This window comes from Asticcacaulis sp. AC402, from assembly GCF_000495835.1.
Taxonomy (GTDB): domain Bacteria; phylum Pseudomonadota; class Alphaproteobacteria; order Caulobacterales; family Caulobacteraceae; genus Asticcacaulis.
Map to the genome: position 1 here is coordinate 63,956 of NZ_AWGC01000030.1, position 14,446 is coordinate 78,401.

Below are 14,446 nucleotides of genomic sequence, written 5' to 3' on the forward strand. Positions count from 1 at the left end.
CTATCATGGCTCAACCTGCATCCAAAAGGGACCATGCCGTCGACCTGGAGGGATTCGATCCCGCCCTGGTCAGCGAGCTCGAGCCCAAGCTCATTAACCTGATGCAGCAGTCCGAGGCGCTGGTCGCCCTGATGCGCGGGTTTTTCCAGCAACTCGACAAGAAGCGTTCGGAAGAGTTTCGCATCATCGCCGGTTATATCGCCAAGGCGAAGGAAGAAATCCGCGAAATGCGTCCCCACGACATTTCGCACGATCGTATACCGACGGCTGGCGCCGAACTGGAAGCCATCACCCGTGACACCGAAAACGCCACCCACACCATTATGAACGCCGCTGAGGCAATCATGGGCATGTCGGAGGGTGAGGCCAACTACAAGGCCAGGATCGATGACGAGGTGATGAAGATTTTCGAGGCCTGCTCGTTCCAGGATATTACCGGACAACGTGTGTCCAAGGTGGTGAATGTCCTGAAGCAGATCGAGGAGCGCGTCGGCAAACTGGCCAATACGCTGGGCGTTGAGGACAAGCCACGCGAAATGACCGCCGAAGAAAAGCGCCGTCATGACTTGCTGTTGAACGGACCCGCTATTGGCGGTCCGGCCACCAAGCAGGACGCCATTGACGCCATGTTCGACGATCCGCCCGCACAGGCGATCAAGCCGGACGCCCTGGCGTCCAAGCCAGCCCCTGCGCCGGCGCCCGCACCGGCCCCCGCGCCGAAGGCTGCGGCACCTGCGCCTGTTCCGGCCCCCGCACCGAAGGCGGCAGCACAGGCACCTGCACCGGCTCCCAAGCCAGCGCCTGCCCCGGTCGCGAAAGCGCCCGAGCCCGAGGTTTCGAACAGCCAGGATGATATCGACGCTTTGTTCGACATGCCCGCAGAGGATTTGAGCAAGCCGGCGTCTCAGGACGATATCGACGCCCTGTTCGACTAAGATTCACAAAAAAGCAAAGACATCGAACCGGCCTGCTCCGAGCCGACGGTGATATTATTGCGATGGTGCGGAAAGCGCGGTGAGCCTGAGGCGGCTCCCGCGCTTTTTGCTGTTGCGCCGGTTGCCTTTGGGCTGGATTGTTTCGGACGCATCCCGAAAAGGTTGCAGCACTTTTCGGAAAAATTGCGCGACAAAACAAAAACTTATACCAACCCGCGAAATTCTTGACTCATCGCGGGTTGGCAAGGCCGACTGGCCGCCCGAGCTTTTGCGAGGAGCCATGCGGCGTTTGAGCTGAAAAAATGCGAATACCAAGCGTCATTCTTTATGAGGTTTGGTATTGGAGCGGGGTTTTGATTCCATCAAAACGCATCCCGCTCCAGGCGCGACGGATCAAGGATTTGCCCGAGACAATGTGTAGAAACGGATTGTCTCGGCTACGTAGATTCCGACCCTATCAAAAAAACAAGGATGTGATCAAATGTTGGGGCGTGGAACTTATTGGGCAATATCACGAGCGCGATTTCGAAATCGCGTGCCGTGAACCGAACCCCAACTGATATCTGATGGACGTACCGTTCTCAAAACACTCGAGCCGGCGAAGAACGCCAATGAGCCGCGCTATAGCGGGATGGCTTTAGGTAGAATCGCCATCTCGCTCTAAGTTTTTGTTGTGTCGCGCAATTTATCCGAAAACGGGAGCGCCCCTGCGGGTGGCGTCATACTTTATCGGATTGCGCTCTAGCCGCGGCCGTCGCTTAGGCAGGAGAACGCTCTGCGTATGGATTGGGCTGGCCACGTTTGTATAGGGGCGAAAATTGGAACCCATGTCATTCGAACCGAGAGGCCGCAGCTCAGAAATTTCTGCCCAGGACAAAGGCGCTGTCACTGCGGCGGAAATCGGTTCTAACGGATTTTGCGCATCGGCTGACATAGTCCGCTGCGGATTGGTCGCTGAACGGCAAGAATCCGCATTGCGCGAGCAGTTCATTGCTGTCTTGGGTCATGATCTTCGAAACCCTTTGTCTGCCATTATCTCTGGCATGCAATTGATGTCGAAGGGCCAAATGGATGCGCAGCAAGCCACCGTTGCAAAACTTGTGTCGACCAGCGCTGACAGAATGTCAGGCCTTATTGACGACATAATGGATTTCGCGCGCGGGCGATTGGGGGACGGCATGACGCTCGCGCGCAACTTCGTCCAATTGGATCCGTTTCTGACCCAGGTGATTGATGAATTACGTTCAACTTGGCCCACCAGGACGATAAAGGCAGAGGTAAGTCTTCTCGACGCCGTTTATTGTGATCCCGGCCGACTGTCACAGATGCTGTCCAATTTGCTTGCCAACGCCCTTATTCACGGGGCGACAGAAGGCCCGGTCTTCATCCGCGCCTTCTGCCAGAACGGCGTTTTCGAGCTCTCGGTCAGCAACACGGGCGATCCCATCGCAACCGCCGATATCGCGCGGCTTTTTCAGCCCTTTACACGCGATGAGGTTCGCCCCTGCCGGTCGGGCCTTGGGCTAGGTTTGTACATCGCCTCGGAGATCGCCAGAGCGCACGGCGGTCAACTTCACGCGACGTCTACCGCTGATGAAACCCGATTTACGTTCCGGATGCCTGTGTGAATAACGTGCGTAAATAACGGTGACATGGTATTTGATGGTGCGTCATCTGACCACGGCGTGGCGGACCTCGTCACCGCGCCAGGCCATGTTCCAGGCCCTGGCCGACATCATTAGCGACAGCATCGCCCCCTGGATATAGCCGCCTACCAGCGCAGGGCGTCGGCGACGTATCTGGCATGCGCCATCTGGATATCGAGCAGGGATTTCAACCGCAACGGATCCAGCTTCCCGGAATCGTCAGTCGCCTCCATCGCATGAATGCCAGCGGCGATGAATACCAGGTCCAGCCCCTGGGCATTGGCGCCCAGTACGTCGGTCGGCAAACCATCGCCAATAGCGAGAATTCTCGTTTTTGCGATGGATTTCCCGGCCAGTTTCTCCAGTGACGCATAGCAAAGGTCATAGATCGGCGGGTAGGGCTTTCCGGCCATGATGACAGGGCCGCCGAGACTGGCATAAAGGTCCGCCAGCGAGCCGGCACACATAATGATCCTGTCGCCGCGCTGTACTACCTTGTCGGGATTGGCGCAGATCATCACGATCTTGCGCTGGGCCGCAATAGTGAACGCATGCTGGTACTGCTCCAGGGTGTCGTTTTCGTCATCGAACGGCCCGGTGCACGAGATAAAGGTGGCTGTTTCCGGCTTGCCGCTTAGATCGAGATCGATACCCTTATACAGCACGTCGTCGCGTGGCGGGCCGATGCGCCAGCAAGGACCCCGCGGGGCGAACTGGCGGAGGTATTCGCGTGTGGCGTCGCCCGAAGAGATGACATCAGAAAAGCCTTCGTCGAAAATACCCAGCGAGGCCAGTTGACTGATCAGGTCGGCCTGGGGCCGCGGCGAGTTGGAGATCAGGATGACCGGTCCGTGTTCGGCCTTGAACCTCTTAAGGGCTTCGTAGGCAGGCGGAAAGTGCTGCCGGCCGTTGTGGATCACCCCCCAGATATCGCAGAAAACGGCATCATAGTCGCCCGCCACTTTGGCCAGGCCATTCAACAGGGTAGGGGAGGTCATAATTCTATCCGGTAAGTGATATCGGACGGGGTTTAGCGAGTTATGGGCTGAGGGGGAAGGGCGTTAGACACGTTTCTGCCAGGTGGTCGGATTTCGGCTGGAATGAAAACACGAGATAATGTGAATTTCGTCACCTTTTTCGCGGAAGTAGATTTCGTAAGGAAATCGATCAAGAGGAGCACGCCTTGCGTCAGCCACGACAGGCGCGAAATGGTAGGGCTTCGAGGCAATACGCCCGAGTTGGCGGTCCAGTTCTGATCGGAAACGCTGTCCAAGACCCTTTGATTGCTTTTCGTACCAATCCTGAGCGTCGAGGGCTTCCTGACGGGCGACCGGCGTGAATACAATCTTGGGCATTATTTTGCCCTGGCTTCCATCTCGGCCTTCAGATCTTCCCAAGCGGTGCCAAGCTTGATGTCTTCATCAAGCGTTGCCAAACGACGTTCAATTTCCGCACGATGCGCGTCAGGAACAGGCAAACGTTCCGCTTCGATGCTATCCCAAAGGTCGCCGATCAGTTCGAGGCGCTCCTCGACGGAGAGGCGCTTGATATCGTCCGGTGACAGAGTTCCCATACCGATAGTCTACAACAAACTCAGGCTAACGGCAATTCACGCCCGGCGGCGCAGTTGCGGCATGGTCGATTTTGCAAAGCCCGCCGGCGGAGCGGTTTCGGCCAGGACCTGTTCCTTGATGGCGCGCGGTTCGCCGAACAGGTGGCCTTGGGCATAGCCGATCTCGATATCGAGGATATCGACGACCTGCTTTTCGCTCTCGACCTTTTCCGCGATAACCTCGATGCCATAGCGCGCCAGCAGGCCGGCATAGTCGCCGGCATGGATGTCCTTGAGGAACTTCAGCGCCGGCTTGCCTTCGACTTCGAGCAATTGCGCCAGCAACAGCCCGGCACCGATCTTGACATAACGCACGTCCGAGCGGTGCAGGTCCTGCAAGTCGAAATCGATGGTCATAACCTTGTCGATCGAGAACCGGAAGCCGAGATCGGCCAGCTTGGCCATATTGCGGGCTTCGGTCGAGCCGCGGTTGGCAAAGGCATCCTGACCCAGTTCGAAAATCAAGGCGCCTGCCAAGTCCTTGTTCTCGCTGAGAAACTCCAGGAATTGCGGAAAGAAGACCTCGTCACGGAGCGACGTCAGCGAGATGTTGCAGAAGATGCCAATACGGCGGTCCTGCTTGGCGAGGCGGCGGACGATCTGGACACAGCGGAACAGCAGCAGGTTGTCGATCGAAGGCACGAGCCCTTCGGCGTCGGCCACATTGAGATATTCCGCCGGCATGAGCACACGGCCTGTGGCGTCGCGCAGACGCGAAAAGCTTTCGTAGAAGATGGTCTTGCGCTGGGGCAGTGACACGACCGGCTGCAGGTAGAGGTCAACGCGGTTTTGGGTCAGGGCTTCGCGAATGGTCTCGATCAGCGCCAGGGCCTGGGCTTCACGCGCGTTCTGAGCCGGCGAGCCGTGCAACGGCACAACAACTGCCGGTGCGGATTTCCACTCGTTTAACCTGTCTTCGATGCTTTCACCCAACTTCTTGACCAGATCCTCGAGCATGCGCACTTCGGACGTCAGCTCTTCGGAGCGCGACGTGCGTTGGTTTTGCACGCGGTCGGCCAGTTCGATCATGTCCTTCTGGGTCGAGTCGATGGCATCGACCATCAGCCGGTGGGCGTCACGGACGAGGTCGATGTCCTTGGTGATGCGGATCTCAGTCATCTTCTGGGTGGCGTAGGCGTGAAAGGCGACACAGACGCCCAGTGTGCCGATGAAAGCGGCCATAGCGGTACCGCCATCGGAACCGCCGCGCCAGACCAGAGCGGCGACACAGCCGCTCAGTATGGCGTAGGTCACCATCAGCAGGGGAGTTACGATTTTGCCCATATTTGCGTCTTCCACGCAGAGAATCACTGCTCGACTATCGCGTGATTTGAGCGTTGCGACTAGGGGCTGTTAACAATTGTAAACAGGAATCTAAAAGATGCCGTCCGTGTTGCGGCGGTGGGGGCCGGGATAGGCCTTGTCGTCGATTCGGCGCCTGTCCGGGCCGAAATAGGTCTTGCAGCGGATAAAGGGCCTCGGACGCATGATCACCGAGTCGATCCGCCCCAGCAAAGCCCTTGCCGTCAGGGGCTTGACGACAAATTCGTTTACGCCGGAATCGCGGGCGCGAATGACCTTCGAGCGCTCAGAATGGCCCGTAATCATCACCACTGGCAGATAGGGATTGGAGCTGTCCGGCGCATTGCGCAGCATCTTGGTGAACTCGACGCCGTCGATCGGTTCCATGTTAAAGTCAACCAAGGCGATATCGGCTGGGTACTGGCGCAGCAGGTCTAACCCTTCCGCGCCGTCGCGCGCCTCGCGAACATTACGAATGCCCGTACCCTTCAGGATCGCGTTGATAATCGACCGCATGTGCTGATTGTCTTCGACCAGAAGTATTTTCAGGCTGGTGTAATCGGCCATATCGGAAATTCGAATCCTTGCCTCTTCGTAAGTGTTGCACCGCAAGGTCCCCAATGGTGCGAAGACCGGTGTTATGATGAATCTGGCAACAACTTCAAGCAAATAATTGTCCGGACAGGACGGACAGTTTGCAGCAGACTAGCCGTATACTACCGCTCACAACGCGAAAAATGGCGTTATCGCAACGGCTTCGTATCAGCCTACCATCAGGCTGGGATCCATCCGCCGTTCGCCCCACTTCAGCCGCCAGCACAGGTGCGGCCCCGTCGCGCGGCCCTTGGCGCCGACCTTGCCGATGATCTGGGCCTGGGTAACGCGATCGCCTGTTTTGACCAGGACTTTGGATTGGTGGAGGTACATTGAGATCAGGCCCTGGCCGTGATCGATCAGGGTCAGGCCACCTTCATAGAACATGTCGGGTTCGGCCAGGATGACCAGACCCTGCGCCGGGGCGCGGATCGACGTGCCGGCGGGCGCTGCCATATCGAAGCCGTAGTGCGGCGCCTTGGGTGTGCCGTTGAGGACGCGCTGGTTGCCGAACCGGCCCGAAACGCGAAAATCTCCCAGCGGATAGATGAAGCCCGTGCGGAAACCATCGCCCAAATCACGGCTGGCGAAGGCCAGGTTTTTCAGGTCGCTGTCGCGTTTGATCCGGGCCAGGACGGCCGGATCGGTCGGGGTTACGGTCTGTTGCGGCAGGCCGTTGACCTTTTGAATGTCGTAGGTGCCGGGCGTGATGGCAATACGCGTGCTGTCGCGACCGCCGGTGGTGTTCTGCACCTCGATCAGACAGGCCGCCGGGGCATCTCTATCGAGGCCGACATAGAACCAGCCCTTATCGGAGGTGACACCGCGCGCCACGCCGTCGACCCAGAACGGGGCGCCGGGGGAAGCTTGGCCCATGGCGTAGCCGCTCTGGACAAAACGGCCCTTAAGATTGAACGGAAGCGGTTGAGCGGAAGCCGTGGCGGGAATCAGCGCCGCCAGTCCCCCTGCGACAAGTGCGCGCCGGTTTACAGGTTGAGGCTTTTCCACCGCTGCATGGCCTCCTCGGGACCGGCAAAGGCTTCCTGGGAACGCGGGTTCCAGTAGCGCAGGGCTTCAAGTGGGACGCGTTTGCCGGAGACGGCGCACAGCACGAACTTGCCCGGCCGCATGATGGTGTATTCGCCGTCGCCGTAATGCAGCACGGCCTGATCGGGCAGAGGCGGGGGTGAGTGCATGTTCATGACGCAAAGGTAGGACGATTGCCCGCAATAATCAAGCTTAGAGCACGGTCAAACGGGAGGACGGCAAGGGGCACTTGTGCGATAAAGCACGGCCTGTCTGGTGACAAGGTTTAGAACGACGGGTCGGCAAGGGCCAACTGAGTTTCTTCTTCCCTAAGGACATACCGAACAAAGATCCCGGTATCGACACCGGTCAATCTGCGGACAGATCTTTGGCAGCAATGATGGCATTCATACCTCCGTTGGAGACCAGCTTGCCGGTGGCGGGACCTAAGTCAAGTCAGAACAGACTGCCTTGCCGGGGGGGCGGCGTTAGCTTTTTCGTTTGCAGTTTGAGCGCTTTGGCGGAGCCGTCGCCGGCCGTGACCGGGGTTTTTCCGTCCTTGAAGGTCAGGGTCAGGGCGTCGCCGGTAGAGATGGCCGCCGCCGACGTAACGACATGGCCGTCGCGTTCAACCAAAGCAAAGCCCAGGTCCAGCGGCCGCGTCGGATTAAGACTGAGGCGAAGCTGCTCCATCCGCAGCAGGCGCTCCGACCTGAGTGAAAGAGACCGCTCCAAGGCGGCTGTCATGCGTATCATGAGATCTGGCAGGCGGGCATTTTGGCGGGCGACCTTGACACGGCGGTCGAGCGCATTGTCGAGGCGGCCTTCCAGCGGGGCGAACCGGGAACTGTGGCGCTCGACGAGACCTGTCAGCGCGCCGCCCAGACGATGGCTGGCGTGGTCCAGTCGCTGGCGTGATTGCTCGACCTGCCGCGCCAGCAGCATGGGTGACAGGCGCGCCGATGCCTTGGTGAATGCGTTGCGGTGGAGGTTGAGGTTCTGGCTCAGGCTGCCGGCCAGGCGCTGGGCCATAAAGTCCAGCCTTTGTTGGGCGCTGTCGATCAGGTCCGTTGGCCGTGGCAGGGCACGCGCCAGCAGCGACAGCTTTTCACGCCGGACATCCAGGCCGCGTGACATGCCGGCCTGGCGTCGGCGTTCCAGGTCGGCGGCAAGGGCGCGCAGTTCTCCGATCACCGGTGTTGCCAACTCGGCCGCGCCAGTCGGGGTTGGGGCCCGGCGGTCGGAGACATAGTCGATCAAGGTCGTGTCGGTCTCGTGGCCGACGGCCGAAATGACCGGGATGGAACAGGCCGAGACGGCGCGGGCGAGGGCTTCGTCGTTGAACGGCCACAGGTCCTCAACCGAACCGCCGCCGCGCGCCACAAGGATCACGTCGGGCCGCGGTACCGCGCCGGAATCAAAGCCACGCAAGGCGTTGATCACCTGAGGTGCGGCGGTGTCACCCTGGACCACCACCGGCCAGACGATGACACGGCACGGCCATCGATCGCGAATTCTGTGAAGGATGTCGCGGATCACAGCCCCGGTTGGCGAGGTGATGACGCCGATAGTGCGTGGCGCATAGGGCAGGGGGCGCTTGTGCTCCGCGCGGAACAGGCCTTCGTCGTTCAGCTTCTGTTTGAGACGTTCAAGTTGCGCCAGCAGGGCGCCGACCCCGGCCACCTCCATCTGCTCGATGACAATTTGATATTTCGACGATGCGGGAAACGTCGTAATGCGGCCGGTGACAATGACCTCCAGGCCGTGGTCGGGCTGAGCCTGCAACCGGCTAACCTGACCCTTCCAGATAACACCGTCTATATTGGCCTTATCATCCTTGAGAGTCAGATAGACGTGGCCGGAGGCATGGCGCGTGACCTTGGAAATTTCGCCGCGCAGGCGGACATGATCATAGGTCTGTTCCAGGGTGCGCTTCAGCGCGCCGGCCAGTTCCGATACCGTATAGGCAGGGGTATTGGAGCTGGGCGCGGGCGAATCGGCGGCGCTTAAGAGATCATTCGGCATGGCGATCAGATTAGGTCAATCTGACGGTCCTGCCTATAGGCGAACCGGGGTACGAAATTTAGGCCTTGGCGTTTAAGCTTTGTTGAGGGCGTTGCCTGTAGTTTCAAACGAACGCATTCCGTATCCGAGCCATCCCCGCCATGTTGCCGTCTGACGGACCTCCCGACCGCCCATCTTCGCCGGCGCCGCAGGCCACGGACATGCCTGACTCCCAGCCTGAAGCCGGGCTCGACAGCCTCACCATGCTGGCGGCCGATATATTCGACGCGCCCATCGCCTTGATCGCCCTGTGCGACGGCGAGCGCTATGTTTTCAAAGCGCGCCATGGCATGCCGATCGACTTGATCCCCCGCGAAATCTCGTTTTGCGACCACACCCTGCAGTGTGGTGACATTCTGGTCGTGCCGGATACCCTGGACGATGCGCGTTACTGCGACAGCCCGTTTGTCGTCGATGAGCCCTATGTGCGCTTCTATGCCGGAGCGCCGATCCATTTTGAAGGCGAAGCTGTCGGCACGATCAGCGTCATCGACATCCATCCCCGTCGCGATTTCGACGCTATCGACCAGCGCCGGCTCAAAAAGCTGGCGGCGACGGCCGCATCCATCCTGTCCTTGCGCAAGGACAGTCTGGCGCGCAAGGCCGCGATCCGCCAGCTTCAGGACACCCAGAACAAGCTGGAACTGATGGAGGAGGTCGCTGGCGTCGGCTACTGGCATGTGGACATCAAGAAGCAGGAAGCCTTTTGGTCGCGTGGCGTTTATGCCATTCACGGTCTCGACCGTGAGACCTTTACGCCCGACATCGCCACCGCGATCAACCTGTTTCACCCCGACGATCGTGAAGAGGTAAAGCGCTGCGTCAGCGACGCCATGCAGAACGGCGCCGACCTGCATTTTGAGTGCCGGCTTATCCGCGGGGACGGCAAGGCGCGCATTGTCTACGCCCGCGGCGGTGTCGAGCGCGATGCCGACGGTCAGCCGGATTTCATCTTCGGCATTCTGGAAGACATTACCGACCAGTCGCACTACGAAGAGACCCTGCGCGCGGCCAGGCGCGACGCCGAGGCCCACCAGCAGGCCAAGTCGGACTTCCTGTCCAATATGAGCCACGAAATCCGCACGCCGCTGACCACCATACTCGGCTATGCCAATCTGCTGAAGGGTGTCGCGGACCTGCCCCGGGATGCGCGCCACTATATCGGCCGCATCAATAAGGCCGGCGAGGCTCTGCTCAGCCTGATCACCGACGTCCTCGACTTCTCCAAGCTGGAAGCCGGCCAGGTGACACTGGACGCCCAGCCGACCGACCTGCGCCAGTTGGCCGGCGACGTCGTCGACCAGTTCATGGCCCTGACCGAGACGCGCAACATCACGATCGGCTTTGACTATGCGGCGGCTTCGCCGGTGTGGTTGATGCTCGACGATGTCCGCATCCGCCAGGTGCTGTACAACCTGATCGGCAATGCCTGCAAATTTACCCATGACGGTTTCGTTGCCGTCGACCTGATGGTCAGCAACGGCCGACTGCGGGTTGAAGTCAAGGACACCGGTCCCGGCCTGACGCCCGAGCAAAGGGGACGCCTGTTTACCCGCTTCAACCAGGTCGACAACAGCATCAACCGCAAGTACGGCGGGTCGGGCCTGGGCTTGTCGATCTGCTATGAGATCGTCCGTCTGATGGCGGGAGAAATCGGCGTCGACTCTGAACCGGGCCGCGGCAGTACCTTCTGGTTTGAAATCCCCGCGATCGAAACCGAGGCGCCGGCGCCGACCGTCGTGCCCGAGGGGCTGCGGCCGATCTTCCTCGAAGATCGCAAGGTTCTGATCGTCGATGACCACCCGGTTAATCGCGAACTCATCCGGTTGTTGCTGAAGGATTATGGACTCGAAATTTTCGAGGCCTCCGACGGTGCCGAAGCTTTGGAAATGTGCAGCGTCACACGCTTTGATCTGGTCTTCATGGATATCCAGATGCCGGTGCTGGACGGGATCACGGCGACGCGCATGGTGTGCGAGCGGGGCGGGTCCACCCAACCGGGCGCCATTGTTGCCCTGTCGGCGGCGACCCAGACCAGGCTGTTGACCGATACGCGTGGCCATGGCTTCGATCATGTGCTGCACAAGCCGATCGACCTGCCGCAGTTCTATGCCACCCTGCATCGCTGTCTGGAAGATACCAACGGGACGCCGATTGTTCTGGCGTGCTGATTGCCGTCGCCGCCTAACCGTGTTAATCTGGTCAGCATGACCAGAAAATCCAAATCTCATGCACCGGGTCGCTGGTTGCTTCAGGATGCCAAGGCGCGTTTCAGCGAAGTTGTTCGCCTGGCGCGCATCGAGGGGCCTCAGCTTGTCACTGTACACGGCCGCGACGAAGTGGTGATTGTGGCGGCTGACGAATTTCGCCGGATGAGCGGGGAGGCGTCAGGTGCGGCCCTGATAGTGGCTATGCAGGCTTCGCCAAGCCCTGACATCGAGATCGAACCTCTGCGAGCGGCGTCTCCGGTACGTGGCGTGGATCTGTGACTGACTGGCTGCTGGATACGAATATCCTCTCCGAGCTCCGGCGGCCAAGACCGGAGCGCAAGGTGTTGGATTTTATCGCCGCGCAAGCCCTTGACTGCCTATATGTTAGCACGGTGACCTTTGCTGAAATCCGTTTCGGCATTGAACTGGTGGCGGAGGCCGGGCGCCGCGCCGAACTGCACGACTGGTTGCAGCACCGGGTACGCCCGATGTTCCAACAGCGTGCGCTCCCTGTGAGCGAGGACGTCATGTTTAAGTGGCGGCTGCTGGTCGAGCAGGGGCGCAAGATCGGTCACACGTTTTCGCAACCGGACCTGATCATAGCCGCAACGGCGCTACATCACGGGATGACGGTGGTGTCACGTGACACCCGTCAATTCGAAAAAGCTCAGGTCGCCATATATAACCCTTGGAATTGAACCTTTCGCTTGACCGGACTCGCGGCATGAGAGAAGCGGGGAAACCATGAATATCCTGTTGATCGGTTCGGGCGGCCGCGAACATGCCCTGGCATGGAAGATCCGACAGTCGCCGTTGTGCGACCGTCTCGTCGTGGCGCCGGGTAACCCCGGTATGGCCTCGCTGGGCGAATGTCGCGACATCAAGGCCACCGACGTGATCGGCCTGATCGGCCTGGCGCACGAAATCCACGCTGACCTCGTGGTTGTCGGTCCCGAAAGCGCCCTGGCCGAGGGGCTGGCCGATGCCTGTGCCGCCGCCGGAATCGCCTGTTTCGGTCCGTCGCGCAAGGCGGCCCAGCTTGAAACCTCCAAGGCCTTTACCAAGGGGCTGTGTGCCCGCTACGGCATCCCGACGGCGCAGTCTGAAACCTTCGACAATGTCGCCGAGGCACGGGAATTCCTCAAGACCTACGATCCGCCCTACGTCATCAAGGCCGATGGCCTGGCCGCCGGCAAGGGCGTGGCCATTTCGCCGGACTATCAGGACGGTGTCGCCGAGATCGAGGCCATGCTGGGCGGGCGCTACGGTGCCGCCAGCTCGCACATCGTCATCGAAGAGTTCATGACGGGCGAGGAGGCTTCGATCTTCGCCCTGTGCGACGGCGAGACCGCTATGATCTTCGGCTGGGCCCAGGACCACAAGCGCGCCTTCGACGGCGACACCGGCCCCAATACCGGCGGCATGGGCACCTATTCGCCGGCGCGGATCGTGACGCCGGAACTGCTGGAGATTACCCGCTCGAAAATACTGGAACCGACCATGGCCGGGATGAAGGCCGAGGGCATGCCGTACAAGGGCGTGCTGTATGCCGGGCTGATGGTCGAGGACGGCCAGCCGCGCCTGGTCGAATACAATGCCCGCTTTGGGGACCCGGAATGCCAGGTGCTGATGCTGCGGCTGAAGAGCGATATTGTGCCTTATCTGGTCGCAGCGGCGAAGGGGGCGTTGCGTAATCTTCCGGAGCCGCAATGGCATTCGGATGCGGCGGTCTGCGTCGTCTATGCGGCGCGTGGCTATCCCGACAGCCCGATCGCCGGTTCGATCATCCGTGGCGCTGACCAGGATTTCGGCCGCGATGTCACGGTGTTCCATGCCGGCACGTCGCGCGACGACAAGGGCCAGCTTCGGGCGGCGGGCGGGCGGGTGCTGAACATCTGCGCGCGGGGCAAGACGGTCCGGGAGGCGCGCGACAAGGCGTACGAGGCGTTAGCTGCTATCGACTGGCCGGGTGGATTTTACCGCACCGACATCGCCTGGCGAGCTCTCTAGGCGGCGGCCTTTGGCCGATGCGTGCGAGCGGCTGGCTTAACCGTCGCGGTAATATACCGGACCAGAGGCATTCGACTATAGAACGACCGGCCGCCATTTAGAACCAGGAGGGGACAAGGTTGCGGTTGTTGGAAGTTCTGCATTCCAAGGCTATTATCGTCATTCGAGGTCGGCATCAGCAGCCGATAGGGTTGGATACCGGCGTTGTCATCGACTCTGCCCCTCTTGTTCACGCCGCGCAGATTTAGGAGAGCGCACCATGACCGAGGCTCTTCCATGGTGGCATAGCTTGCCCACAACATGCTTTGGCTCGTCCGGTTTGGAAGAACGGCTGGCTGGCTTGATTTTGGTCGGCCGCAAGCGCGCCACAGTTTGGAATGGGCGTGATGAAAATCCAACTGTACCTGGCATGCAATGGGTCGTGACGGCGCTTGATAACCCTGTAGGCGTTATTGAGACCATTTCGGTCGGCCAATGTCGATTTGATGAGATTGATGAAGCCTTCGCGCTTGAAGAAGGCGAGGGTGATCGAAGTCTCGTATACTGGCGTGCGGTCCACGAAACCTTTTTTAGCAATGAAGGCACATTCTCACCAAACATGCTTCTCTGGTGGGAGACATTCCGTCTTGTCGAAGTGATCGATGAAGCTCTGGCCGCGCGAGGCACTGAACTGATCGCTTTGGAGGAAGGCGAGGCCTTCGCTCTCGTCAATGAGGGACTGTCAGGAGTTTCATGTGCGGGCGTGCATAATGGGACAGAAGGAGATTGATTCCCATGCCACGCTGGAAAGAACCGACAATAGCTGATAGTATCCCGGATCAGCTTTTGAACGGGGCTGACGCTAAGACAGCCTTTTCTAACAATGGCCTATTGGACCAGTCGAAGAAGGCGTTGGCCGGGCGCGTGTTGAACGCGGAGATGGACTATCGAGTCTGAGCCACTGCTGTCCCACAGGACTTGAAGTATAGGGCGGCCTGATTCTGCCTCTTGTGATACAATGGCATTACCACATCCCATTGATTCACAACGGAGAACCAGACCTTGGCA

The 14,446-nt window shown here is 59.8% G+C and carries 15 protein-coding genes and 1 pseudogene; 8 read left to right on the forward strand and 8 right to left on the reverse strand.

Annotated features, from left to right (window positions below; genetic code table 11):
* The first annotated feature begins 5 nt into the window (after positions 1-5).
* Positions 6-935, forward strand: coding sequence for a protein phosphatase CheZ (locus ABAC402_RS36190; protein WP_023450783.1), 930 nt, complete (start codon positions 6-8; stop codon positions 933-935).
* An 827-nt stretch (positions 936-1,762) separates the two neighbouring features.
* The gene (locus ABAC402_RS36195; protein ID WP_023450784.1) at positions 1,763-2,563 is read left to right on the forward strand and encodes a sensor histidine kinase KdpD; all 801 of its coding nucleotides are present in this window, start codon (positions 1,763-1,765) and stop codon (positions 2,561-2,563) included.
* Between the two features lie 143 nt (positions 2,564-2,706).
* Here the strand turns inward: ABAC402_RS36195 and ABAC402_RS36200 are convergent, their stop codons facing one another.
* The 8 genes from ABAC402_RS36200 to xseA all read right to left on the reverse strand — a co-directional run bounded on the left by ABAC402_RS36200 (position 2,707) and on the right by xseA (position 9,140).
* Positions 2,707-3,579, reverse strand: a complete 873-nt coding sequence (locus ABAC402_RS36200; RefSeq protein WP_023450786.1) for a TIGR01459 family HAD-type hydrolase — start codon at positions 3,577-3,579, stop codon at positions 2,707-2,709.
* A gap of 63 nt (positions 3,580-3,642) precedes the next feature.
* Positions 3,643-3,936, reverse strand: a complete 294-nt coding sequence (locus ABAC402_RS36205; protein ID WP_023450787.1) for a type II toxin-antitoxin system RelE/ParE family toxin — start codon at positions 3,934-3,936, stop codon at positions 3,643-3,645.
* On the reverse strand, positions 3,936-4,154 hold the full coding sequence (locus ABAC402_RS36210) for an addiction module protein (protein WP_023450788.1): 219 nt from the start codon (positions 4,152-4,154) through the stop codon (positions 3,936-3,938). The genes ABAC402_RS36205 and ABAC402_RS36210 overlap by 1 nt, the downstream gene beginning before the upstream one ends.
* Before the next feature lie 36 nt (positions 4,155-4,190).
* Positions 4,191-5,477: an EAL domain-containing protein gene (locus tag ABAC402_RS36215; RefSeq protein WP_023450789.1), complete on the reverse strand. Its 1,287-nt coding sequence runs from the start codon at positions 5,475-5,477 to the stop codon at positions 4,191-4,193.
* Between the two features lie 90 nt (positions 5,478-5,567).
* A complete protein-coding gene (locus tag ABAC402_RS36220) occupies positions 5,568-6,062 on the reverse strand; it encodes a response regulator (RefSeq protein ID WP_023450790.1) in 495 nt (164 codons plus the stop codon).
* 195 nt (positions 6,063-6,257) lie between these two features.
* Complete coding sequence (locus ABAC402_RS36225; protein ID WP_023450791.1) at positions 6,258-6,965, reverse strand: M23 family metallopeptidase; 708 nt, start codon at positions 6,963-6,965, stop codon at positions 6,258-6,260.
* A 110-nt stretch (positions 6,966-7,075) separates the two neighbouring features.
* On the reverse strand, positions 7,076-7,291 hold the full coding sequence (locus ABAC402_RS36230; protein ID WP_023450792.1) for a DUF2093 domain-containing protein: 216 nt from the start codon (positions 7,289-7,291) through the stop codon (positions 7,076-7,078).
* A 280-nt stretch (positions 7,292-7,571) separates the two neighbouring features.
* Positions 7,572-9,140: an exodeoxyribonuclease VII large subunit gene (xseA, locus tag ABAC402_RS36235; protein ID WP_023450793.1), complete on the reverse strand. Its 1,569-nt coding sequence runs from the start codon at positions 9,138-9,140 to the stop codon at positions 7,572-7,574.
* Between the two features lie 200 nt (positions 9,141-9,340).
* Between xseA and ABAC402_RS36240 the strand changes: the two genes are divergently transcribed.
* The 6 genes and pseudogenes from ABAC402_RS36240 to ABAC402_RS40990 form a co-directional block, all read left to right on the forward strand.
* Positions 9,341-11,350, forward strand: coding sequence for an ATP-binding protein (locus tag ABAC402_RS36240; RefSeq protein ID WP_031235945.1), 2,010 nt, complete (start codon positions 9,341-9,343; stop codon positions 11,348-11,350).
* 36 nt (positions 11,351-11,386) lie between these two features.
* Positions 11,387-11,668, forward strand: a complete 282-nt coding sequence (locus ABAC402_RS36245; RefSeq protein WP_031235946.1) for a type II toxin-antitoxin system Phd/YefM family antitoxin — start codon at positions 11,387-11,389, stop codon at positions 11,666-11,668.
* Positions 11,665-12,087 (forward strand): type II toxin-antitoxin system VapC family toxin, encoded by a 423-nt coding sequence (locus ABAC402_RS36250; RefSeq protein ID WP_023450796.1) that lies wholly within the window; start codon positions 11,665-11,667, stop codon positions 12,085-12,087. Before ABAC402_RS36245 ends, ABAC402_RS36250 begins: the two co-directional genes overlap by 4 nt.
* Positions 12,088-12,133: 46 nt before the next feature.
* Positions 12,134-13,399 (forward strand): phosphoribosylamine--glycine ligase, encoded by a 1,266-nt coding sequence (purD, locus tag ABAC402_RS36255; protein WP_023450797.1) that lies wholly within the window; start codon positions 12,134-12,136, stop codon positions 13,397-13,399.
* A gap of 259 nt (positions 13,400-13,658) precedes the next feature.
* Entirely contained in the window at positions 13,659-14,168 is a 510-nt protein-coding gene (locus ABAC402_RS39475; RefSeq protein WP_082180034.1) for an ASCH domain-containing protein, read from the forward strand.
* Between the two features lie 5 nt (positions 14,169-14,173).
* Positions 14,174-14,332, forward strand: a pseudogene (locus ABAC402_RS40990) (IS256 family transposase); the annotation flags it as partial.
* Positions 14,333-14,446: the final 114 nt, after the last annotated feature.